Here is a 22533-nt window from a genome sequence, read left to right as displayed (position 1 = left end):
GCGAGGCTCTACGATGCGTTCGGGGGCCGAAAACTTCCCTTTGCTGACATTCATGCGTCATTTTATGCGTTTCCGCTTCCTGTGGCTGCTTTTGCCGCTGCTGGCCTTCACCGCCGACCGGCCGGCCTACCGCCTCTTTGCCGCCACCGGCCAGCCGGCCGACTACGACCAGATGATGCAGGACCTGGCCCAGGCCGACGTCGTCCTCTTTGGCGAGCAGCACAACGACGCCATTGCGCACTGGCTGGAGCTGCAGGTAGCCAAGGACCTGCTGAAACTTAAAAAGCCCGGCCAGCTGGTGCTGGGAATGGAGATGTTTGAGCGCGACGTGCAGCCGCTGGTGGCCCAGTACGCCGCCGGCACCCTGGCCGATACGGCCTTCGAGCGCCAAGCCCGTCCGTGGCCCAATTACGCCACCGACTACCGCCCGCTGCTGCAATTTGCCCGCGAAAACCACATCGCCGTCATCGGCACCAATGCTCCGCGTCCCTTCGCCAAAGTCGTGGCCCAGCGCAGCCTCACCGCTCTCGACAAGCTGCCTGCCACCGACCGCGCCCTGCTGGCCCCGCTGCCCCTGAAAGTAGATTACGACCTGCCCGGCTACAAAAACATGGCCGCCATGTTTGGCGGCGATGGCAAGGCCCACGGCGGCGGCGCCCAGAACATCATCCAGGCCCAGGCGCTGAAGGATGCCACCATGGCCCATTTCATCCAGACCAGCCGCCAGGATGGCCAAACGCTGCTCCACCTCAACGGCAGCTACCACTCTGACCACCACGACGGTATTGTGGCCTACCTGCGCCAGTATGCGCCCAAGCTCCGCGTCAAAACCCTCAGCGTGGTGACCCAGGAGCAGCTGCAGTTGCTGGAGAAAAATAACGCGGACATCGCCGATTACGTGGTGGTGGTGCCGGCCGATGCGGGCAAGTCGTACTGACCTGCCGTTCAAAATCCCTGTTCGATGCGCTACCGTGAAGCCCTTTTGGACGACATTCCGCAGCTGATGGAAATCCGGTTTTCCGTGACTGAAAACGTGCTGTCGAATCCCGACCTCGTCACGGCCGCCGCCTGCGCCGAATACCTCACGCGCCGGGGCAAAGGCTGGGTGTGCGAAACCGCGGATGGCTGGCTGCTCGGTTTCGCCATTGCCGACGTGGTGGGGCACAATATCTGGGCGCTGTTTGTGCGGCCGGGCTACGAAGGCCGGGGCATCGGCCGGCAGCTACAGCAGCTGATGCTGGACTGGTACTTCCGGCAAACTGCCGAAACCGTCTGGCTCGGCACCGGGCCGGGCACGCGCGCAGAGGCATTCTACCGCCACACCGGCTGGCGCGAAACGGGGCAGCACGGGCGGGAAGTTAAGTTTGAGTTGAAATGTGAGGAATGGCAGGGACTTGGCCGCTAAAGGGGGGAGTTACTATGGAAACCACAAAATACCTGCTGAAATTTGCGCAGCAAGGCGATGTGGATGCGCAATTCAGAATACGGTATCGGTTGGCGTTTGGTAAAAAAGCCCTGCGCTGCGTGATTGGGAAGAAATAGTGCGTTGGTGGCTGAAAGCAGCTAATCAGGGTGTGCGCCGGGCAAAATTCTATTTGGGTACCTGCTTCGACCACGGCTTAGGAGTTGAGCAAGATGTAAACAAAGCATTTGCCTTCTTTTTGGCTGCGGCCAATGATGACTACCCCGCTGCGCAATACAATGTAGCCTTTAGTTACCGGGAAGGTAATGGCGTTGAGAAAAGCCTGGAAAAGGCTGTTGAGTGGCTAATGCGAACCGCCCGGAATGGTGACGAAGAAGCGCAGCGGGATTTGGGCTACAGCTATTTTTACGGAAGGGAGTGCAGGAAAATAAAACCGAAGCAGTTCGCCGGTATCGCAAAGCCGCAAAGGCCGGAGACAGTAAAGCGCAATACAATCCGGCACTTTGCTACGCGGAAAGAGAGGGCGTTGCAAGGATGAAAAAGTGGGAAATATACTGGCTCAAGCGGGCAGCAAATAAAGGCAGTAGTCGTGCAAAAAAGCGCCCCTGGCAATTGGAAACGCACTAACCTGATGCAGGTGTGCCCTCGCCAGCAGGAGGAAGTGTTAACTCGGAATAGAGAACTAACTTGCGTCTGCTTAGCAAGAAATAAGACTTCCTCTCAGAACCATGCCCCGTACCGACCCCCCAAAACAAGCCCTGTTCCAACAGGTAGCGGCGACGCTCCAGCAGCAGGGTTTCACCATCGCCAAAGAAGACCCCACGCGACCCTGGGGCGGCTTTTTTGTTATTGATGAGGCGCAGGCTCAGCAATTTGCCAATACGTATTTCAACGGTCTCTCAGTCGACCAGCTGCGGATTTCCGGTAAGCTGAGCCCCAAGATGTTGTTGGTGGCGCCGCACCAGCGCCTGAGTTGGCAGTACCACTTCCGCCGGGCCGAAATCTGGCAAGTGGTGCAGGGCCCCGTGGGCGTGGCCACCAGCGATACCGACGAGCAGGGCGAGGTGAAAAGCTACCAGGTTGGCGAGCGCATCATTCTGAAACAAGGTGAACGGCACCGCCTGGTAGGCCTGAAAGACTGGGGCGTGCTGGCCGAAATCTGGCAGCACACCGACGCGAATAATCCCTCGGATGAGGACGACATCGTGCGCGTGCAGGACGATTTCGGGCGCTAGGTAGTCGCGCAGCGGTAGGCCTATCGGCACCTGCACCGGTCGGACCGCCCTAGGCGGTCCGACCGGTTGTCGTTATTTGTTGAACCGTTCTTCCTTCAACCGGTCGGACCGCCTAGGGCGGTCGGACCAGGGCGGCAGGTCTTCATTCACGCCACGTTTGCGGGGCGGGGTCAGCCTTCTGATGTTTGCGAGGGCTTCGCTTTTTTCATGGCTTCGGCTAGTGACTGCTGGAGCTTGGCGCCGGAGTCGGCCGGGGCTTTTTCGGTGATATTATATTCCTTCTGGAGTCGTTCCCACTCCTCAATAGGGATGAAAACGCCGGTGATTTTGCCCTTGTCGTCGGAGAGGTATTTGATGTCCATGATTCGTTGAAAATTGGAAGGGTTACTGGCCCGGATAGTACGTTTTTTCAGCGTGCGCCTTCACGTCTTCCGGGTAAAAGCGCACTTCTTTGAAGCGGCCATTGCAATATAAGCCGGCCTGGTCGGTGAAGTGCGGGGTGCCGGGCAGGCTGCTCTGCCCACCCGTGACCACGGAGCGGGCCGAGATGCGCGGGCCGAATTCCACCACCGCCACGAAGCTGTTGCCCACGTTGCCGTAGCGCTTTTTGGTGCCAGGGTAGGCCCGGGCCCCAAAGGCGGCCAGCGAACCCCAGGCCGAAGACGTGAAAGCCACTGGGGTGCTGGGCTGCTGGTCGTCGTACTTCTCCTCAACGTGCCCGGTGAGGCGCTGGTAGCGGTTGATATCGCCCCAGGCCACTTTCCAGGTGCCAAAGTCGCGGGTGAGGTCGTCAAGGGCTTCCGTGAGGGTGGCTATTTTTTCGGTTGGAGAAGTGTTAGCGAGAGCAAAGCGGGTGAAGCTGATGTAGTCGAGCTGCGGTTGGGCCGAGGGCACGCGGGCGCGGGCTTTGGCCAGCAACCGCTCGGCCCAGTAAATGGCCACGGTCTGGGCCACGGAGGTTTGGCTGTAGCCGTGGTTCCAGTTGCGCAGCACTTCAATGGCTTCGGCGGTGGCGGGCGCACTGGCTTTTTCGACGGACGTGGGCTGATAGGCCGCCAGCAGGGGCGGCAGCATATCGTCGAAGGCCGTGAGGTGTGGGTTATCAGCGGCCGCAATCAATGTGTCGAGCGTGAAGCCAAACCTGGCACTCAGCACGCGTACGGCGTTGAGGCCGCGGTAGTTTTCGGCATCCGGGGCCATGTAGTGCGGGTATTTGGTAGCGACCGGGCTGCTGGGGCCAGAAACCGTGAACGGCGTCGAGTTGCAGTTCTGGATGAAGCCGCTGGCGGGGTTGTGCACCTGCACCAGCGCACTCACCGGGTGGAACCCCTGCCATTCGGTGGCCGGATTGCTGCCGTCCACGGGCTGGCTCCAGTCGAATTTAGGGTCGCGCCTGGGCATGAAATTGCCGTGCCAGTAGGCGATGCTGCCCTTGGTATCGGCAAAAACCGTGTTGTTGGATGCGTTGCCGTTCAGCTTCATCACCTCCTGAAAGCTGGCGTAATCGGTGGCTTTTGTACGTAGGTAGGACTGCTGGAGGGCGTGCAATGGCTCGTTCATCATGCGCACCGCCACCCATTGCTGGTCCGTTTTCTGGCCCACGATGGGGCCGTGGTGCGTGCGGTAGACGGTGAAGGTTTTGCGCAGAGTTTTATCGCCGGCTTTGTAGGGCAACGACACTTTTTGCACCTGCACGGCGCGTAGTTTTCCGCCGTATTTGTAGAAGAAGCTGCCGCCTTTCTGCTCAATGGTTTCGAGGTATTCGTCCATCGAGTCGGCATTGCTGGACGTGTGCATCCAGCCGCAATGCTCATTAAAGCCCTGGTATACAAAAAACTGGCCCCAGGTCACGGCACCGTAGGCATTTAAACCAGCCTCGCTCACCATCTGCACTTCGGAGCGGAAATAGAACGAAGTGTGCGGGTTGATGAGCAGCAGGGCGTGGCCGCTGGCGCTTTTGGCCGGCGCAATGGCGAAGCCGTTGGAGCCGGTGGGTTCCCGGTCTTTCTTCTCGAAGTCGGTATCAATCCACGAGCTGGACTTTTTCTGACTATAAAACGCCTTCAGCCGCTCAATAGAAACCACGCTGATATTACCCCCAATGCTGCCTTCGCTGAACATGAGCGGCATCCACGGCTGGAAGCGGCGCAGCAGCCGGGGGCGCACCGTGGGGTGGGTGGCCAGGTAGTAATTGGTGCCGTCGGCGAAGGCGTCGAGCAGTTTTTTTAGGTCGGGCGGGCTTTTTTGGTAGATGCTCCGGGCCTGGAGCGTGTCCATAAACAGGCGGGCGCGCAGGTCGTGGTACAGAGCCGCTTCGCCGTCCACTTCGGCCTGGCGGCCGATGGCGTCCAGGTAGTTGGTTTCGACGCGGTCGAAATCGTCCTCGCATTGGGTGTAGAGCAGGCCAAACACCGCGTCGGCATCGGTCTTGCCGTAGATGTGCGGCACGCCCCAGTTATCGCGAATGATGTTGACCTGCCGGGCTTGCCGCTGCCAGCGCGCCAGTTCCGCCGAACTGAATTTTTGTGCCCGGGCGGTGCCGACAGCCAATAAAACAAGTGCAATAGTAAGTGCGCGCATCGTGTACAAAATGGTGGAACAGATGCTGCGAAAGTAAACGAAAAAGCCCCGGCCGGTGAGCCAGGGCTTGAAATGTAGTCAACGGGAGCGTTAGGTCGAGCGCAGCCGGGACATGATGGTCAATTAGGCCGAGAACGACGAGCCACAGCCGCAGGTGCTTTTGGCCTGGGGGTTGTTGAACACGAAGCCGCGGGCGTTGAGGCCGTCCTGGAAGTCGACTTCCATGCCCAGCACGTACATGGCGTGCTTCTTATCCATGATGAGTTTCAGGCCGTCGAGGTCGTAGATTTCGTCGGCGTCCTTGGCTTTGTCGAAGCCGAGCAGGTAGCTCATGCCCGAGCAGCCGCCGCCCTGCACGCCGATGCGCAGGCCATAATCAGCCGGCACGTTCTTCTCCTGAATGATATTTTTTACCTCCACCACGGCACGGTCGGTGAGGCTGATGGGGGCGAGGGTGGCAACGGAAGCCATAGTGAAAGTCGATTGATAAAGAGGTGGAGTACAAAGATACGGCGGCCGGTGTGGCGCACGGCGCGGTTTGGGAGGGAAACAGCAGTTGGGGGCCGGCGGTTCACGGCGTAAGTTTGCGCCGTACCGCTGTGCTGCCCCGTTCTGGCGTGGCAAGTAGGCCAGAAGGCACAATTCAGGGCCTTCTGTTTCGTTCAATCATCGCAACTCGCGGGGCAAGTGCTTCGCTACGCCAGCCCGCGGTTGGCAATATTCTATGGATTCGACTACCTATTTTTTCGACCTGCTCAAAATTATTCTGCCCGCCATCATCGTGGCGGGGGCCATTTACCTGCTGTTTAAGCAGTTTTTGGAAAAGGAGCAGCAGCGCCACCTCATCGCCCTGCGGCTGGAAAGCAGCAAGTCTACGCTGCCGCTGCGGCTGCAGGCCTACGAGCGCATCGTGCTGTTCCTGGAGCGCATTTCGCCCAACAACATCCTCGTGCGCCTGAGCAGCGCCGGCCAGACCGCTCCTGATTTCCACCGCTTGCTGCAACAGGAAATTCGGGCCGAGTACGAGCACAACCTGTCGCAGCAGCTCTACATTTCGGCCGATGCCTGGACGGTGGTGAAGGAAGCCAAGGAAAACGTGCTCACGATGGTGAATCGCGCCTACCACGGCCTGCAAAACCCGGCCCAGTCGCGCGGCACCGAGCTGGCCAAACGCATTCTCGAAGGCCTGATGATGGACGGTGCCGAACCCACCGCGCAAGCCCTGGCCGTGGTGAAGAACGAGGCATCCGGCCTGTTTTAGTAGAATAAAAGAACGTCATGCTGAGCTGGCCGAAGCATCACTACTGCTGAAGTAATTCATTTACTCTTCGCAGTAGAAATGCTTCGACCAGCTCAGTATGACGTTCTTTTTATTCCGAGCGAAGCGTCTATACTGCCACGTTCACGGCCTCAATGGCATTGCGGTAGCACTCCTCGTAGCGCGGTACGATGTTCTCCACGGCAAACTCTTCGGCGCGGGCGCGGGCAGCGGCTTTGAAGCGCGGCAGGTTCTCATCGGCCAGCACGTAGAGGGCATTTTTGACCATGTCGGGCACATCGCCGATTTCGCTGAGCATGCCGGTCACGCCGTGCACGTTCAGCTCGGGAATGCCGCCGGCGTTGGTGCTCACCACGGGCACTTCGCAGGCCATGGCCTCAAGGGCAGCGAGGCCGAAGCTTTCGTTTTCCGAAGGCATCAGGAACAGGTCGCCCACGCTCAGCACTTCCTCCACGGCCTCGAGCTTGCCGAGGAAGCGCAGGTCGCGGTGTACGTCGAGGTCGCGGGCCAGTTTTTCCATGCGGTTCCGGTCGGGGCCGTCGCCCACGAGCAGCAGCTTGGCCGGAATCTGCTCCCGCACGCCCACAAAAATGCGCAGCACGTCCTCGACCCGCTTCACGGTGCGGAAGTTGCTGGTGTGGATGAGCAGCTTCTCGCCCTCGGGGGCAATGGCGGCGCGGAAGTGGCTCTTATCCTGCTTTTTGAAGCGGTTCAGGTCGATGAAGTTGGGAATGACGGTGATGTCCTTTTCAACTGCGAAATACTCGTAAGTCTCGCGCCGCAAGTCATCCGAAACCGACGTCACGCCGTCGCTCTGATTGATACTGAATGTGACTACCGGCTCGAAGCTGGCATCCTTGCCCACGAGGGTAATATCGGTGCCGTGCAGGGTCGTCACCACCGGAATCTGGATGCCGCGGGTGCGCAGAATCTGCTTGGCCATGTAGGCCGCCGAGGCGTGCGGAATAGCGTAGTGCACGTGCAGTACGTCGAGTTTCTCGTTCTGCACGATGTCGACCATCTTGCTGGTCAGCGCCAGCTCGTAGGGCGGAAACTGGAACAATGGGTACGCCGGCACATATACCTCGTGGTAAAAGAGGTTTTCATTAAAAAAATCGAGCCGCACGGGCTGGCTGTAGGTGATGAAATGCACGCGGTGGCCGCGCTGGGCCAGGGCTTTGCCCAATTCCGTGGCCACCACGCCGGAGCCGCCAAACGTGGGATAACAAACGATGCCGATATTCATGAGAAAATGCTGTTGCGCTTAGCGAACCGGGAAACCGTCGCTTTGTTACAACGACGGATGAGCCGGCCAAATGATGCACAGCGCGTAGCTTTAGCCACTCCCGCTTCTTTACGTAATTCCGATGGCATTACGGCGTTCAGACCGGATTATCCTTTTACTGCTCCTGTTTGGCATTGGCATTGGCAATGCCCAAGCCCAGAAGTGGTTTACGCCCGAAGTAGCCAGCGAAGTAGGGCGGGAGCCATGCGACAACTGCATGCTGGGGCGAAGGGAAAGCAAGCTGGTTAAAGTGGGCAATGGTCGAATAACTCCGGTTACCATGTTTTACTTCGATACCATAGCATCTTACGCTCAGGGCATAGTCGTTGATATGACGACCGGCAAGCCTATTAGAGGAGCTATTATTCAGACACGATATTCCTGTTGGAAAGATTGCGACCAAAAAACCGCTGCTACCAACGAAGCCGGTTTCTTTCGACTTGGGTGGATAGGGTGTCATGGCCCAAAAAGTGGCCGGTCAAACCGCTCGCTGCTGATACAGACTGCAGGTTATCCAACGATAAATACAGAGGCCGTTGACTTTGGCGGCGGTGCTTACCTGCACATCGAACTTGTGGCCCTGCGCATGCGGCGCTAATTTTTCCCCGCCGCCAACGACTTGTAAATTACCTCCTGAATCCGCGTCCGGATATTATACTGGCGCAGCTTGTTGTTGCCGGCATCGGGGTACACGCGGTTGGAGAGGAAGATGTAGAGAATCTGGTTGTCCGGGTCCATCCACACGCAGGTGCCCGTGAAGCCGGTGTGGCCGAAGGTGCTGGCCGGGGCCAGGTTGCTGGTGGGGCCTTCGGGTTTGCTGGGGTCGCCGTGGTCCCAGCCCAGGCCGCGGCGGCTGCCGGCCGTTTGGGGCCGCGCAAACTCCGATACGACCGGCGACTGAAAGAAGCGCGAGCCGCCATAACGGCCGTTTTGCAGGTTCATCTGCATGAGCACGGCCAAATCATTGGCTGTGGCAAACAAGCCCGCGTGGCCGCCCACGCCTCCCACCAGGGCCGCCGTTTGGTCGTGCACCGTGCCTTGCAACTGCTCGCGGCGGTAGTAAGTGTCGTTTTCGGTGGGGGCGATGCAGCTTTTGGGGAAGCGCTGCAACGGATTATACGTCATGCTGCCCAAGCCGAGCGGGCGGTAGAAATTGTCCTGTAAAAAGCCTTCGAGCGGCTGCTTGAGAATCTTTTCGCACACCCGCTTCATCACGATGAAGCTCAGGTCGGAATATTCAGTCGGGTACCTACCCTTTATTTTGGGCATGAGGCTGGAGCGCATCGTCCAGGCCCAGACGGAGTCGTCGGCCGCTTTGGTGCTGAACTCGCCAGGGGCCACTTCGTTGGGGAAATTGTCGGAACGGGTGCTGGCGTAGAACGTCGGTTTCAGGCCGTTGCTGTTGATGGTGCGCTCCCAGGTCGGGATGCCTGGTTTGAGGCCGGCCTGGTGCAGCAGCACGTCGCGCACGGTCATGTCGCGCTTGTTGGTACGGGCCAGCTCGGGCAGGTAGGTGGCCACCTTTTCTTCCAGATTCAGCTTGCCCTGGTCCTTGAGGTACATCACGGCCTGCAGCGTACCCGCCACTTTCGTCACCGAGGCCAGGTCGTATAACGTGCTGCTGGTCACGGGCTGGCTCTGGTCGTAGGTGCAGTAGCCGTAGCTCTGGTCGAACACCACCGTGCCGTTTTTAGCCACCAGCACCTGGCAGCCAGGGGTGGCGGCGTAGGTCTGACTTTCGAGGGCGATATTGTCAATCTGGGCCAATACGCGCGAGCTCAGGCCCTGGCTTTCGGGTGCGGCGTAGCGTAGCCGGTGCAAATCCAGGGTAGCAATGCCGGCCGTCACCTTGAGCGTGGGCGATACGGTGACGGGCAGCTTGCCCCGCGCCGGCAGCGCGCCAAACAGTACCTGCGGCACCACCAGCTGCGCGGCGTAATGGTCTTCGTAGCCGCAAACCAGCGTGTGGGCGTCCTCCAAATACTTGAGAGCGTAGGCATTGCCCATGGCCACCACCACCGTTTTGAAGCTCTTGTTGGCTTCCAGCTGCTTGATGAATTTCAGCGCGCCGTCGCCCAGGCCGTAGCTGTGGCTGGGCGTGTTATTCATGTTGTGCAGGCTCACCACCACCACGTTATAGCCGGTGAGGCGAGCCGCAATGCGGGCAAACGTGCTGTCCGGCGCGTAGCGGTCGGGCACGGCGTACACCGGGCCGGGCTGGTACTTGTTGAAAATGGTGGCGTACGGCCCCTCGGCCTGCGTGCCGATGGTGATGGCCGCGATGCGCAGCGTGTCGAGTCGCTGGAAGGGGAGGAGGTTGTCGTCGTTTTTGGCGACGGTCACGGCATGCTCGAAAATTTCCTGCGCCAGCACCTTGGAGCCGGGCAGGTTCAGGCTGTCGCGCATGGTGGCGGTATTGGTGGGCTTGTATTTGGCCAGCCCGGCCCAGTATTTGGCCCGCAGAATTTTCTTGATGCGCAGGTCCAAGTCTTCCTGCTTGAGCGTGCCTGCCGCCACGGCCTCCCGAATGCGAAGCAGGGCCGAGGGCACGTCCTCCGAAAACAGTAGCACGTCGTTGCCGGCGGCCAGGGCCAGGGCGTCCAGCTCGCCGTCTTTATACAGCTTGCTCACGCTCTTCATGTTGAGCGCATCGGTGAATACCAGGCCCTTAAAGCCCATCTTGTCCTTCAACAGGTCCGTCACCAGCGCATGCGAAAGGGTAGTGGTTTTGGCATTGGTCGTGTCAAACAGCGGCATGTAGAGGTGGGCCACCATCACGCCCATCACGCCGGCCTCAAACGACTGCTGAAAAGGCACCAGGTCCACTTTCGTCAGGCGCGACAGGTCGGTATTGATGACCGGCAGGGCCACGTGCGAGTCGGTATCGGTGTCGCCGTGGCCGGGGAAGTGTTTGGCCACGGCCATCACGTTGTTGTCCTGCAAGCCCTTGATATACTGGATGCCCAATGCGCCGACCCGGTTCTGGTCTTCGCCAAAGGAGCGGTTGCCAATCACCGGATTGCCGGGGTTGGAATTCACGTCGATAACCGGTGCGAAGTCGATGTGTACGCCCAGGGCCCGCATCTTACGGGCAATATCACGGCCCATCTGGTACACGTATTTGGGGTCGTCCATGGCGCCTAGCGTCATCTGCTTGGCAAAGTGGGCCGAGGAGTCGAGGCGCATGTCGAGGCCCCATTCGGCATCCATGGCGATGAGCAGCGGTACCTTGGCCGCGGCCTGCAAGCGGTTGGTCATCAGGGCCTGGCGCTTGGGGCCGCCTTGCAGAAACATCACCCCGCCGATGTTCTGGTTGCGCACCAGCCGCTCGATGCGGTCGGCGTGGCTGCGGTCTTTATTAGAATACGCAGCCACCATGAACAACTGGCCCAGGCGCTGGTCGGGGGTGAGCGAGTTGAACACGCTGTCAACCCAGGCCATTTCGACAGGAGAAGCGGGCAGCGGGTCGGCGGGCATTTTTTGGCCCTCGGAAAACGACAGCAGCAGGCCCGCAGCCAGCAGCAGGGCTGCAATAGTTAGCTGAAAAGGGATGCGCATCAGCCCCGCGAGGTTGGTGGGTTGGTTCAAGAGGTAAACGGGCCGCGGGGGCCGTACTTTTGTCGTGGGTAGCAGCGGAACCCGCCAGCTAGGTTTGGAGGTTCCAAACGTGGCCGGACTCAACCTGAAATAGTGCGACTCAGGCCGTAAAATTTCGCGTTGGAACTCCGCATATTTAGCCGCGAAGGTACGCAGAAAACCCCATCGCGGGTTTACAACGCGAGTAGTTTCTGGTTATTGCTGTGCACGTTTCAGCTTGTAGACGTGCTGGTTACCTTCCCGTCGACCGCTTCCCAATTCCCGTTTCCCGCTTTCCCCAATGCCCGACATCATTCACCTGCTTCCCGAATACCTCGCCAACCAGATTGCGGCTGGCGAAGTGGTGCAGCGCCCCGCTTCGGTGGTGAAGGAGCTGCTGGAAAACGCCGTTGATGCCGGGGCCACCCAGGTGCAACTCATTGTGAAAGAGGCCGGCAAACAGCTCGTGCAGGTCGTTGATAATGGGGCCGGCATGTCGCCCACCGATGCTCGCATGAGCCTGGAGCGCCATGCCACCAGCAAAATCCGCTCGACCGAAGACCTGTTCCGCATCCGTACCCTTGGCTTTCGGGGCGAGGCCCTGGCTAGCATCGCCGCGGTGGCCCAGGTTGAAATCCGCACCAAGCAGCGCGACCAGGACACCGGCACCCTACTGCTCGTGGAAGGCTCGCAAGTGACCAGCCAGCAGCCCACTGCCTGCCCCGACGGCACGAGCATCGCGGTCAAAAACCTGTTTTTCAACGTGCCCGCCCGGCGTAACTTCCTCAAAAGCAACGCCGTGGAGATGCGGCACATTCTGGATGAGTTTCAGCACGTGGCGCTGGCCAACCCTCAGATTGCTTTTTCGCTGTACCAAAACGAGCTGGAAGTTTTCGGCCTGCCGGCCGGCAAGCTGAGCCAGCGCATCGTGGCGCTGCTGGGCAACGGCTACAAAGAGCAGCTGGCCGCCTGCGAGGAAGTGACGCACTCCATTTCGGTGCGCGGCTTTGTGGGCAAGCCGGAATCGTCGAAAAAAAGCCGGGGCGACCAGTTCTTTTTTGTCAACAACCGCTTCATCCGCTCGGCCTACCTCAACCACGCCGTGCTGGCCGCCTACGAAGGCCTGCTGGCCCGCGACACCCACCCGTTCTACGTGCTGTTTCTGGAGCTCGACCCGAAGGCCATCGACATCAACGTGCACCCCACCAAGACGGAAATCAAGTTCGAAGACGAGAAAACGGTGTACGCCGTGGTGCGCGCCGCCGTGAAGCAAAGTCTTGGGCTGCACAATATTGCGCCCTCGCTCGATTTTGATGGGGACGTGAACTTCGCGCCCATCCGGCCGCTGCGGGCGGGCAAGGGCACCGGCCAGGTGCCCACCGAGGCCGATGACCACCTGCCAGTCATCACGCCCGCTGCCCGCGCCGCCAGCGCCGACAGCTACCGCCCCGATGCGCTGGCTTCGGCCGCGGCATCCCGGCCGCCGGCGGGCCCATCCGGGTTTTCAAGTTTTGATGCCGATACCCGCCGCGACGGCTACGAGCGCGGCCTGCCGCCACGCCCCACCGAGCAGGCTCGCCGCGAGTTGGAAGCTTTCTACCGCGAGCTGGGCCAGCCTGTGCGCGAGGACGTGGCCCCTGACCAGGCCACGGTGCGCAGCTTCGAAACCGCCGCCGCGGCAGATGCCGGAATGACCAAAGCGCCCGCCGGAAACCAGGATTTTTCGCTGGGCCTGGCCCCGCCCGAAGCCCTGCCTGCCCGCCCGGCACCCGCGCGCGAGGGCGGCGCGGGCAGCCGCGCCGTGCAAGTGCAGCAGCGCTACGTACTGGTGCCGGTGAAATCGGGGGTGCTGCTGATTGACCAGGAAGCAGCCCGCGAGCGGATTCTCTACGAGCAGTATCGGCAGGAGCTGGCCCGCGCCGTGGGCTCGTCGCAAACGCTGCTGTTCCCACGCACCGTCACGTTCACGCCCGCCGATTTTGCCGTGCTCCGCGAGCTCACCGAGCCGCTGCACGCGCTGGGGTTCATTTTTGTTGAGTTCGGGCCCAACACCATTGCCGTGGAAGCCATCCCGGCCGGGATGCCCGCACAGGATGAAAAAGACCTGCTGGAAAGCCTGATTGAACAGTTCCGCACCACGGCCGGTCCCCTCAAGCTCGACCAGAGCGAGAGCCTGGCCCGCGCCCTGGCCCGCCGCGTAGCCGCCGGCACCGCCGCCACCCGCCTGCCCGAATCCGAGCTCAACGCCCTGGCCGACCGGCTGTTTGCCTGCCAAACCCCCGGCTATACCCCCGATGGCCGCAAAACCCTGGTGCTGCTCGATGGCCAGCAGCTGGCCGACTATTTTCGTAAATAAGCTTTGGCTGCGAAGCTCTCGCGCTGCCCTACATTCGTTCCATGTTCAACCTCACCCCCACCGTTCGCAACCTGCTTATCGCGAACGTAGTTTTCTTTCTTGCCCAAACCAATTTTTTGCCGCTGCTCACCCAAGTGGGTAGCTTGTACCCGATTGGCTCACCGTATTTCTACCCCTGGCAGTTCTTTACCTACATGTTTCTGCACGCCAGCTGGGGGCACATCATCTCCAATATGTTCGGGTTGATTTCGTTTGGGCCGTTGCTGGAGCAGCGGTGGGGCGCTGCGCGATTCTTAACGTTTTGGATGATTTGCGGGGTGGGTGCCGGCGTGCTGTACGAGGGCGTGCGGGGCTACGAGATGCACAAGATGGAGCAGGCGCGGGAGGAATTCCACCATTCGCCCACCGGCCCCGAGTTCAGCAATTTTTTCCATTCCTATTTCCCGGAGGCTACGGGCTACGAAACCCTGGCGGAAGCTTTGCAGCGCAACCCTCAGAACCAGGAGTATATCAACTCGGCCACTGCTGCCGTCGATGGCGTAGTGACCGAAGTTCGGGACTCGCCGCAGGGCGGAATGCTCGGCGCTTCCGGTGCCTTGTTTGGCATCCTGTTCGCCTTCGCCTATTTATTTCCGAACACGGAATTGATGTTGCTGTTTTTTCCGTTTCCCATCAAAGCCAAATATTTTGTGTTCCTATATGCGGCCTACGAGCTGTATAATGGCGTGCACCGCACCCCCGGCGACAATGTAGCCCACTTCGCCCACCTCGGCGGCCTGCTGATTGGCTTCCTCGTGCTCAAGTTTTGGGAACGCGGCCGGGAAAGATTTTATTAAGTAGTAGTGACTCGCGATTGTGGCCTGCCCCCACATCGCGAAATCCACCAAATTCGTTTAATTCATGCCATGAGTATTGTTCAAGATATTCGCACTGCCTTCAGCCGCCGCGATAATGCCCTGATTCAGCTTATCTGGCTGAACGTGCTGGTGTTTGCCAGCCTGATTCTGCTAAAATTCATACTGAAATTTAGTAGCGCTATTGGCTATTACCCGCTTATTCTCAGTCAGTTTCAAATCTCATCAGCTTTCCCGATTTTAATTCGGCATCCGTGGACTATCCTAACGTATGCCTTTACCCACGAAGAGTTTTTCCATATCCTCTTCAATATGCTGAACCTGTATTGGTTTGGGCAATTGGTTCGGGAATACCTCGGCGACCGCCGCCTGGTGAGCATCTACGTTTTGGGCGCCTTAGCCGGCGCGCTGGTATTCCTGCTCACCTACAACTTCGTCCCCGCGTTTCAGGACGGCTTGGGTACGCCCATGGTGGGGGCCTCGGCGGCCGTGACGGCCATTATTGTGGCCGGAGCCACACTGCTGCCCGATTATACGTTCATGCTGATTCTCATCGGCCCGGTCAAAATCAAGTGGATTGCGGCCGTGGTCGTGCTGATTTCCCTGGCGGGCGTGAACGGGGGTAACCCCGGCGGCGAAATTGCTCACCTTGGCGGGGCGTTGCTCGGCTTCTTCTTCGTCAAGCAGCTACAGGCCGGCCGCGACCTGGGCCGGCCGGTGCAGGCCGTGGGCAACTGGTTCAGCAACCTGTTCAGCAGCCGGCCGGCCATGCGCGTGAGCACCACGCGCCGGCCCGAACCCGTGACGGCCACTTCTGCCAGTGGCGCCAAAAAGCCCGCCGTGCCGGGCCAGCCCCTGCAGGATGAAATCGACAATATCCTGGATAAGATTTCGCGCTCGGGCTACGAGAGCCTGTCAAAGGATGAAAAGCAAAAGCTGTTCCGCGCCAGCCAGCAGTAGAGGGTTTAGGTGCTGCGCAGCCACGCCTTGGCCAACTCGATGTCCTGGAAAAGACGCATTTCCAGCTGCGTGCCCACGCGGGTAATCATTTCGGCGGCTGAGGCCTGCCCGAAAATGCCCGGCGAAACGACGTGGGCAAACCGTTTCAGGCCCAGCGCCAGTACCTGCGGCACCCAGTTTTGGGCAATCCAGTCGTTGGCCGAGCTCCACGAACCCACTACTTGCCGGTTGTCGTTCAGCATGTTGGGGCAAAGGTTTTCCTTTAGAAAATCGATGGTCGCCTGGCAGCCCTGAATGACTTTTTCGGTTGGTAATACGCCGACCCAATTATTATAAATCCAGTTGTTCGTCTTATCAAATTCGATGGTCAAATACACTTTGTCGAACGAATTGATAAGTTCTTTTTTCATGAGTTCAATCGGGAAGGCGAGTCGGATGGATGCAAGGTAGACATCTTTTGCAACAAACCCGAATTGCTATTTCATCATACTTCTGGCCCAAAGAAAAAGGCCCATTGCAAACTGCAGTGGGCCTTTTTCTTACTTAAGCAAGTAAATGATTTGTCCGCCGCAGCAGAGTTATTTTTGCGTTAAGCGGGCTGAGCGCTGCCCATTTTGTCCAGCGCATCCATTACTTCTTTTACATGGCCGCGCGAGGTTTCCAGCATGGCTTTTTCCTCGTCGTTGAGCTGCAATTCAATCACGCGCTCCACGCCATTCTTGCCGAGGATAACCGGGGCCCCGAGGTACACGCCATTGATGCCGTACTCGCCCTGCAGCTCCAGGCACACGGGGAACACGCGGCGCTGGTCGCGCACGATGGCTTCCACCATTTGGGCCGCGGCCGCGCCGGGTGCGTACCAGGCCGAAGTACCCATGAGCTTCACCAGCTCGCCGCCGCCCTGGGCGGTGCGCTGCACGATGGCGTCCAGTTTATCCTTGGAAATCAGCTCCGTAACCGGAATGCCACCCACCGTGGTGTAACGGGGCAGGGGCACCATGGTGTCGCCGTGGCCTCCCATTAATACGGCCTGAATATCTTTCGGGCTCACGTTCAGGGCCTCGGCCAGGAAGGCGCGGTAGCGGGCCGTGTCCAGAATGCCGGCCATGCCGAACACCTTTTCGCGGGGCAGCTTGGCGGTGAGGTGGGCCTGGTAGGTCATCACGTCAAGCGGGTTGCTCACGATGATGATGATGGCGTTGGGGGAGTGGGCCACCACCTGCTCGGTCACCGATTTCACGATGCCGGCGTTCACCGAAATCAGGTCGTCGCGGCTCATACCGGGCTTGCGGGGCAGGCCGGAGGTAATCACCACCACGTCGGAACCGGCCGTGCGGGCGTAGTCGTTGGTCACGCCCACGGTGCGCGAGTCGTAGCCGAGAATCGGCGCTTTCTGCCAGATGTCGAGGGCTTTGCCTTCGGCAATGCCTTCCTTGATGTCAACCAGAACAATTTCGTTGGCAATTTCACGAGTGGCGAGCACATCAGCGCAGGTTGCGCCTACATTGCCGGCTCCGACTACGGTAACTTTCATAGGAAGAAGAATTGGGGGGTTGGGGTTTCGCGGGTAAAAGTACGGCGAGAGTTGCAAGAACGTGTACCCCGAAATTTCATTTTGGCCTGCTGGAACATCGGGTTTCAGCTGTTCGCTTGGGCCGAAATAAAAATTCGGGGTACTCCGCCTTACAGCCGCTGCACGGTCAGCACGCGCTCGGTAGTTTCCTCCACTTTAAACCGGTCATCGACCCGCCAGCCCACCACCCAGCAGATTTTGCCATCGGCCGAGGTGAGCACGCGCACGTCGTCCTTCAGGTTGAGGGGGACTTTCTGGTCGATGAGGAAGTCGCTGAGCAGCTTTTTGCCCTTCATGCCCAGCGGCATAAACCAGTCGCCTTCCTGCCATTTGCGCAGCGTGAGTGGGAATTTAATCTTATCAGCATCCAGCGCGGCCGTGCTTTTCGAGCGCGGAATGATGAAGTGCTTCGCGTCGTCGTGCAGTTCGGCGCGCAGGCGCATGCCGTCGGCCAGCAGGTTGGTTTGGCCAGCGGCTAGCTGGAAGGTGCCGAACTGCGTGAGCCGCCGCGGCGTGATAACCAGATTCTCCCGGTCCTTCACCAAGCGGTGCGTGGGCGAGTCAAACCGCCGGCCCGACTCGCCGGCGAAAGCCGTTACAATGTCCTTCACCATCAGCCACGAAAAGCCGAAGGGGCGCAGCATTTCGTGCAGCACCAGGGCCGTGGCGGCCGTTTTTTGCAGCGTGACGATGTGGAGGTACGTCACTTCTTCCTCGTCGCGGCGGGCCAGGGCAGCGGTGTCGGCCACGTAGCGGCGCACTATTTCCTCGGCGGCGCCCACGCGCTCGGCGGTGCCGTGCATGGTCTGGTCGAGGTTGGGGTTGATTTCGCGCAGCACGGGCAGCACCTCGTGGCGCAGCAGGTTGCGCTGGTACACGGGGCTGTCGTTGCTGGCGTCCTCGCGCCACTTCAGGCCGCGCTCTACCAGATAGTCGTGCAGGTCGTCGCGGCCCAGGCCCAGCAGCGGGCGCACGATGTGGCCGTTCTTCACCTGAATGCCGTGCAGGCCGGCCAGCCCGGTGCCGTGCGTGAGGTTTAAAATCATGGTTTCGGCCTCGTCGCGCTGGTGGTGGGCCGTGGCGATGTAGGCCAGCTCCTGCACCTGGCGCACCTGCTCAAACCAGCGGTAGCGCAGGAAACGAGCGGCCATTTGGGTAGAAATGCCTTCCTGCTCGGCGAATTCTTTGGTCTGGAAAAACTCAGCGAAGTAGGGGAGGCCGTACTGCCTGGCCAGCTTGCGCACAAACTGCTCGTCGGCGTCGGCTTCCTCGCCGCGCAGGCCAAAGTGGCAATGCGCCACCGCTACCTGTGCTCCCAGGCGGTGCAGCACATCGAGCAACACCACCGAATCCAGGCCGCCACTCACGGCTACCAGAATGGGGTCTTTCTCAAGGGAAAACAGCGCGTGCTCTTCAATAAACTGGCGGACAACTTCTAACATGAACAAAGGAATATCCCGAAATCAGACCCGTAGGGCCCACTATTCCGAGTGAATGAATGCAATTAGTACCTACGTCAACTCCAACTCCCGTAGCTTGGTTTGCACCGCTTGCAGGCGTTGCGCTACCGAAAGGTCGCCCCGCAGTTCCAGCACAGGACAGGTAAAACGGCTTAGCCAGTGGGTGTGATTGGCCAAAGTGCGGGCCCCACCCGTCGAACTATCGTCGTAGCCGGCGGCCCACTCCAGAAAAGCCTGGGTTTGGGCAGTCCTGGCCGGGTCGGCCAGGATAATGTCGCCGTAGCGGGCCTGCTCACGGGTTCGTAGGCGATGGAGGCGTAGGGCCGGCGGCAGCCAAAGAAAAACGACTAAGTCGGCGGGCGGCGGCCAGCCCTCTCCCCAGCCAGTAACGCAACCACCCAAAACCCATTCGTTTGCTTGAGCCAAGTCGCTGGCCAATGCAGCGTTGCGTAAGTAGGGCGGGCGTCGCACGGTGAACGGCGGGTCCGATGCCTCCCAGAAATAAGCGTCGCCGTCGAAATACCGAAGGCCGAACTGCTCGCTCAGCGCCTGACCCAAAGTAGTGACGCCCGCGCCGGATGCCCCAAAAATATACAACCTCATACGGAAAGCAGCAGAACGAAACGGCTGTAGGCACTGTGGTGCAAAGATGGCCGTTACGCGGGCCCCGTCCGTACCTTTGAACCCCGAATGGCCTTATTACGCGTCTTTTTCCTGTTTTTGGTGCTGCTGCCGCTGCTGGGGCGGGCCCAACGCCCGACTGCGCCGGGGGCGGCACCTGCCCCGCCCCGTGCTGCCCGGCCGGCCCCCGCCGCGCCGCGCCCGGCCGGCACGCCGCCCGCGGCCAAAAGCTCGCCCATCAAGCTGCTCACGGCCGGCGAGCTGGTGGGTGGCGACTTCAACGGCGTGAAGATTCGCAAGCTGATTACCAACGTTAGCTTCCAGCAGGACGACGTTTTTCTGTACTGCGACTCGGCGTATCAATACCTGGAGCGCAACCAGGTGGAAGCTTTCAGCAACGTGCGCGTGGTGCAGAGCGACACCATGACCATCACGGGCGACCACGGCTTTTATGACGGTAACCAGCGCACGGCCCGGATGATGGGCAACGTGGTGATGCGTGACCCGCGCATGACCCTGACCACGCCCACCCTCGACTACGACCTGAACCACAAAACCGCGTCTTATACCGAAACCGGCCACCTCACTGACCCACAAAATACCCTCGATAGCCAGCAGGGCTTCTACGATACCAACTCCAAAGTCTTTGTTTTCAAGCGCAATGTGCACCTCGTCACGCCCGATTCGGAGCTGAACAACGACACGCTGCGCTACAATACGGTCAGCAAAATTGCCTACTTCAACGGCCCCACGCGCATCAAGGGCAAGCAGGGCAACCTGTATGCCGAGGCCGGCAATTACAACACCAAAACCCGGGTTTCAGATTTCAAGAAAAACGCCAAAATCGATACCCCCAACTACCTGCTGGGCGGCGACCGGCTGGTGTATGACGAGGTGAAGCTGTACGGTGAGGCCCACGGCCACGTCTCGCTGATTTCCAAGAAAGACAACCTGACCCTGCGCGGCGATGCCGGCAGATACTGGCGGGGCCTGGGCCGCACCAAGCTCTACGGCGGCCGGCCGGTGGTGCGCAACATCGGCAGCCAGAAAGACACGCTCTATATGGCGGCCGACACGCTGATAAGCATTGAAGCCCGGCCCGGCCAAACCACTACGCGCACTATCCTCTACGCTTTTCCGAAGGTGCTGATTTATCGGGGCAACCTGCAGGGAATCTGCGATTCGCTGACGTACGACCGGCAGGACAGCATTATCTACCTCAACCGGGACCCCGTGCTGTGGCAGGCCAAAAACCAGCTCACCGCCGATTCCATGCAAATCCGCTCGAAGCGCGGCAAGGTGGACGAGATGCGCCTCTACGCCAATGCGTTTGCCGTGAGCCAGGACACGCTCCTGAACTTCAACCAGACCAAGGGCCGCAACATGATGGCCTATTTCCGCGACAATAAGATGCGCCGCGTGGACGTGCTGGGCAACGCGGAAAGCATCTTTTACGCGCTGGACGGCGACACCGCCACCACCGGCATGAACCGCGTGCTGTCGGCCAACATGCGGCTGCTGTTCGTGGAGAGCAAGCTGAATAAAATATCCGTCCTCGCCAATCCCGAAGCCAAATTTATTCCGCCTCACGAGCTCAAGCCCGACAACGAGCGCCTCAAAGGCTTTGTGTGGCGCGCCAAGGAACGGCCCACCCGCCGCCAGGTGTTAGGCACCCAGTTCGACGACCGACCCAAAAAACGCAAAGCCACCAGGAAAAAAGCGGCCCCAGTCGTCAAGCACAGCCCCAAATCGAAAATCACGCCCAAAAAAGCGCCGGCCAAATCAACCAAGCCGCAATCGCCTGCCCCGTCTAAGCCAACTACGCCACCCGCCAAGCCGGCTGCCTCCGTGCTGCCCGCCAAACCGCCGGTTACGGCGCCCACCACGCGCCGCTAGCTGCAACCTTTGGCGGCTCGGCGGCGCTCTTACTGCCGATGGGCCAGCCGGAAACGCGGCCCGGTTTGCCTTCGCCGGCTCAAATCGTTACCTTTGCACCCCTTATGCCGATTTCCCGCCTCACGGTTCTCTTTCTGCTCGTTAGTACGCTCATTCTGGGCTCCTGCTCCAGCGGCTACCAGCGCCTGCTGAAAAGCACCGACGTTAATAAAAAGTACGAAGCCGCCGTAAAATATTACGATAAGGGCGACTTCTTCCGGGCCGGAACCCTGCTCGAAGACCTGATTCCGCTGCTTAAGGGCCGCCCTGAAGCGGAGAAAGCCCAGTTCTACTTTGCCAACACGAACTACAAGCAGCGCAACTACGTGCTCAGCGCGTTCTATTTCAAGTCGTTCACCGATACGTACCCCAACTCGGAGTACGCCGAGGAAGCCTCATTTCTGCACGCCAAGTCGTTGTTTCTCGACTCGCCGGGCTACGAGCTGGACCAGACCAATACCATATCGGCCCTCGAATCCATCCAGGATTTCCTGAACCGCTACGCCGACAGTAAATTCAAGGCAGAAACCGAGAATATGTCGCAGGAGCTGCAGAAGAAGCTGGAAAACAAAGCGTTTGAAAGTGCCCGGCTGTATTACCAGCTGCGCTACAACCAGGCTGCCGTGGTGGCCCTCACCAATTTCCAGCTGCAATATCCTGCCTCGGCGTTTGCCGAGCAGGCCGCCTTCCTGCGCCTCACCGCCCAATACGCCTGGGCTCAGGAAAGCATCGAATCGAAGCAGCGCGAGCGGTTTTTAGAATCGGTAAACTTCTATCAGCAGTTCATTGATGCTTACCCCAAAAGCAAAAACCTGAAAGCCGCTCAGGACATGTACGACGTCAGCCAGGCCGAGATTGTTAAGCTGAAAGCCGTGCCCACGGCGGCGTCCAACTAATTTTAGTTGTCAGTTGCTGGTTTTTGGTTGTTAGTTTATCAACCAACCCGAAGGTGTTCGCCAGAACCAGCAACTGATAACCAACAACTTGCAACTACATAAATAAGCCCATGAAACCTAATCCCAACACCCCGTCAAGCTCCATTATTACGCGTAACGTGGCCGATATCACCGGCGACAACGGTAACGTGTACGAGGCTATCGCCGTGATTTCGAAGCGTGCCAACCAACTGTCGATAAAGCTGAAAGAAGAGCTGAACGACCGGTTGGCCGAGTTTGCTTCCACCGTCGACAACCTGGAGGAAGTGTTCGAAAACCGCGAGCAAATCGAGGTTTCCAAGCAGTACGAGCGCATGCCGAAGCCCACCAGCCTCGCCATTGAGGAGTTCCTGCAGGGCAAAATTCAGTACACCACGCCCGAGCCGGAAGAAATTCCGGTGCCCCGCGAGCTGTTCTAGTCTTATCTGGTTGTCCGTTTTTTGTTGTCAGTTGTTAGTGAT

21 protein-coding genes are annotated in these 22533 nt (G+C 59.5%); 11 read left to right on the top strand and 10 right to left on the bottom strand.

Annotation, left to right across the window (positions count from 1 at the left end; translation table 11 throughout):
• Nucleotides 1-64 precede the first annotated feature (64 nt).
• From J4G38_RS16185 to J4G38_RS16170, 4 genes are all read left to right on the top strand, one after another.
• Entirely contained in the window at nt 65-937 is an 873-nt protein-coding gene (locus tag J4G38_RS16185; protein ID WP_210518090.1) for a ChaN family lipoprotein, read from the top strand.
• Between the two features lie 24 nt (nt 938-961).
• Nucleotides 962-1405: a GNAT family N-acetyltransferase gene (locus J4G38_RS16180; protein WP_210518088.1), complete on the top strand. Its 444-nt coding sequence runs from the start codon at nt 962-964 to the stop codon at nt 1403-1405.
• A gap of 136 nt (nt 1406-1541) precedes the next feature.
• Entirely contained in the window at nt 1542-1961 is a 420-nt protein-coding gene (locus tag J4G38_RS16175; RefSeq protein ID WP_210518087.1) for a tetratricopeptide repeat protein, read from the top strand.
• A gap of 190 nt (nt 1962-2151) precedes the next feature.
• Nucleotides 2152-2658 (top strand): cupin domain-containing protein, encoded by a 507-nt coding sequence (locus J4G38_RS16170; RefSeq protein WP_210518085.1) that lies wholly within the window; start codon nt 2152-2154, stop codon nt 2656-2658.
• Between the two features lie 170 nt (nt 2659-2828).
• On the opposite strand, the gene J4G38_RS16165 is transcribed toward J4G38_RS16170, so the two are convergent.
• From J4G38_RS16165 to J4G38_RS16155, 3 genes are all read right to left on the bottom strand, one after another.
• The gene (locus tag J4G38_RS16165) at nt 2829-3020 is read right to left on the bottom strand and encodes a hypothetical protein (RefSeq protein ID WP_210518084.1); all 192 of its coding nucleotides are present in this window, start codon (nt 3018-3020) and stop codon (nt 2829-2831) included.
• Nucleotides 3021-3042: 22 nt separating this feature from the next.
• Nucleotides 3043-5238: a penicillin acylase family protein gene (locus J4G38_RS16160; protein ID WP_210518082.1), complete on the bottom strand. Its 2196-nt coding sequence runs from the start codon at nt 5236-5238 to the stop codon at nt 3043-3045.
• Between the two features lie 123 nt (nt 5239-5361).
• Nucleotides 5362-5709 carry a HesB/IscA family protein gene (locus tag J4G38_RS16155; protein ID WP_092673244.1) on the bottom strand — a complete coding sequence of 116 codons (348 nt, stop codon included), beginning with the start codon at nt 5707-5709 and terminating at the stop codon, nt 5362-5364.
• 253 nt (nt 5710-5962) lie between these two features.
• On the opposite strand from J4G38_RS16155, the gene J4G38_RS16150 reads away from it, so the two are divergent.
• On the top strand, nt 5963-6499 hold the full coding sequence (locus tag J4G38_RS16150) for a DUF7935 family protein (protein ID WP_210518080.1): 537 nt from the start codon (nt 5963-5965) through the stop codon (nt 6497-6499).
• Nucleotides 6500-6626: 127 nt separating this feature from the next.
• On the opposite strand, the gene bshA is transcribed toward J4G38_RS16150, so the two are convergent.
• From bshA to J4G38_RS16135, 3 genes are all read right to left on the bottom strand, one after another.
• Nucleotides 6627-7763 carry an N-acetyl-alpha-D-glucosaminyl L-malate synthase BshA gene (bshA, locus tag J4G38_RS16145; RefSeq protein ID WP_210518078.1) on the bottom strand — a complete coding sequence of 379 codons (1137 nt, stop codon included), beginning with the start codon at nt 7761-7763 and terminating at the stop codon, nt 6627-6629.
• A 154-nt stretch (nt 7764-7917) separates the two neighbouring features.
• Nucleotides 7918-8262 (bottom strand): hypothetical protein, encoded by a 345-nt coding sequence (locus J4G38_RS16140; protein ID WP_210518076.1) that lies wholly within the window; start codon nt 8260-8262, stop codon nt 7918-7920.
• Nucleotides 8263-8396: 134 nt separating this feature from the next.
• The gene (locus tag J4G38_RS16135) at nt 8397-11390 is read right to left on the bottom strand and encodes a glycoside hydrolase family 3 N-terminal domain-containing protein (protein ID WP_226163474.1); all 2994 of its coding nucleotides are present in this window, start codon (nt 11388-11390) and stop codon (nt 8397-8399) included.
• Between the two features lie 289 nt (nt 11391-11679).
• On the opposite strand from J4G38_RS16135, the gene mutL reads away from it, so the two are divergent.
• From mutL to J4G38_RS16120, 3 genes are all read left to right on the top strand, one after another.
• Complete coding sequence (mutL, locus tag J4G38_RS16130; RefSeq protein WP_210518075.1) at nt 11680-13734, top strand: DNA mismatch repair endonuclease MutL; 2055 nt, start codon at nt 11680-11682, stop codon at nt 13732-13734.
• 41 nt (nt 13735-13775) lie between these two features.
• A complete protein-coding gene (locus J4G38_RS16125) occupies nt 13776-14570 on the top strand; it encodes a rhomboid family intramembrane serine protease (RefSeq protein WP_210518073.1) in 795 nt (264 codons plus the stop codon).
• A 69-nt stretch (nt 14571-14639) separates the two neighbouring features.
• Complete coding sequence (locus J4G38_RS16120) at nt 14640-15548, top strand: rhomboid family protein (protein ID WP_210518072.1); 909 nt, start codon at nt 14640-14642, stop codon at nt 15546-15548.
• Between the two features lie 5 nt (nt 15549-15553).
• Here the strand turns inward: J4G38_RS16120 and J4G38_RS16115 are convergent, their stop codons facing one another.
• The 4 genes from J4G38_RS16115 to J4G38_RS16100 form a co-directional block, all read right to left on the bottom strand.
• A complete protein-coding gene (locus J4G38_RS16115; RefSeq protein WP_210518070.1) occupies nt 15554-15958 on the bottom strand; it encodes a hypothetical protein in 405 nt (134 codons plus the stop codon).
• A gap of 179 nt (nt 15959-16137) precedes the next feature.
• Nucleotides 16138-17082, bottom strand: coding sequence for a malate dehydrogenase (gene mdh / locus J4G38_RS16110; RefSeq protein ID WP_210518068.1), 945 nt, complete (start codon nt 17080-17082; stop codon nt 16138-16140).
• 149 nt (nt 17083-17231) lie between these two features.
• A complete protein-coding gene (gene tilS / locus J4G38_RS16105; RefSeq protein WP_210518066.1) occupies nt 17232-18563 on the bottom strand; it encodes a tRNA lysidine(34) synthetase TilS in 1332 nt (443 codons plus the stop codon).
• 69 nt (nt 18564-18632) lie between these two features.
• Complete coding sequence (locus tag J4G38_RS16100) at nt 18633-19184, bottom strand: P-loop NTPase family protein (RefSeq protein ID WP_210518065.1); 552 nt, start codon at nt 19182-19184, stop codon at nt 18633-18635.
• An 87-nt stretch (nt 19185-19271) separates the two neighbouring features.
• Here J4G38_RS16100 and J4G38_RS16095 point away from each other — a divergent pair, with 87 nt between their 5' ends.
• The 3 genes from J4G38_RS16095 to J4G38_RS16085 all read left to right on the top strand — a co-directional run bounded on the left by J4G38_RS16095 (nt 19272) and on the right by J4G38_RS16085 (nt 22491).
• Entirely contained in the window at nt 19272-21098 is a 1827-nt protein-coding gene (locus tag J4G38_RS16095) for an OstA-like protein (RefSeq protein WP_210518063.1), read from the top strand.
• Between the two features lie 104 nt (nt 21099-21202).
• The gene (locus tag J4G38_RS16090; RefSeq protein WP_210518061.1) at nt 21203-22033 is read left to right on the top strand and encodes an outer membrane protein assembly factor BamD; all 831 of its coding nucleotides are present in this window, start codon (nt 21203-21205) and stop codon (nt 22031-22033) included.
• Between the two features lie 110 nt (nt 22034-22143).
• Complete coding sequence (locus J4G38_RS16085) at nt 22144-22491, top strand: DNA-directed RNA polymerase subunit omega (protein WP_210518059.1); 348 nt, start codon at nt 22144-22146, stop codon at nt 22489-22491.
• The last annotated feature ends 42 nt before the right edge of the window (nt 22492-22533 follow it).

Source organism: Hymenobacter terricola (assembly GCF_017921975.2).
Classification (GTDB): domain Bacteria; phylum Bacteroidota; class Bacteroidia; order Cytophagales; family Hymenobacteraceae; genus Hymenobacter; species Hymenobacter terricola.
Note: the sequence above shows the minus strand (reverse complement) of the source record. Positions and strands in the feature narration are given on the sequence as shown.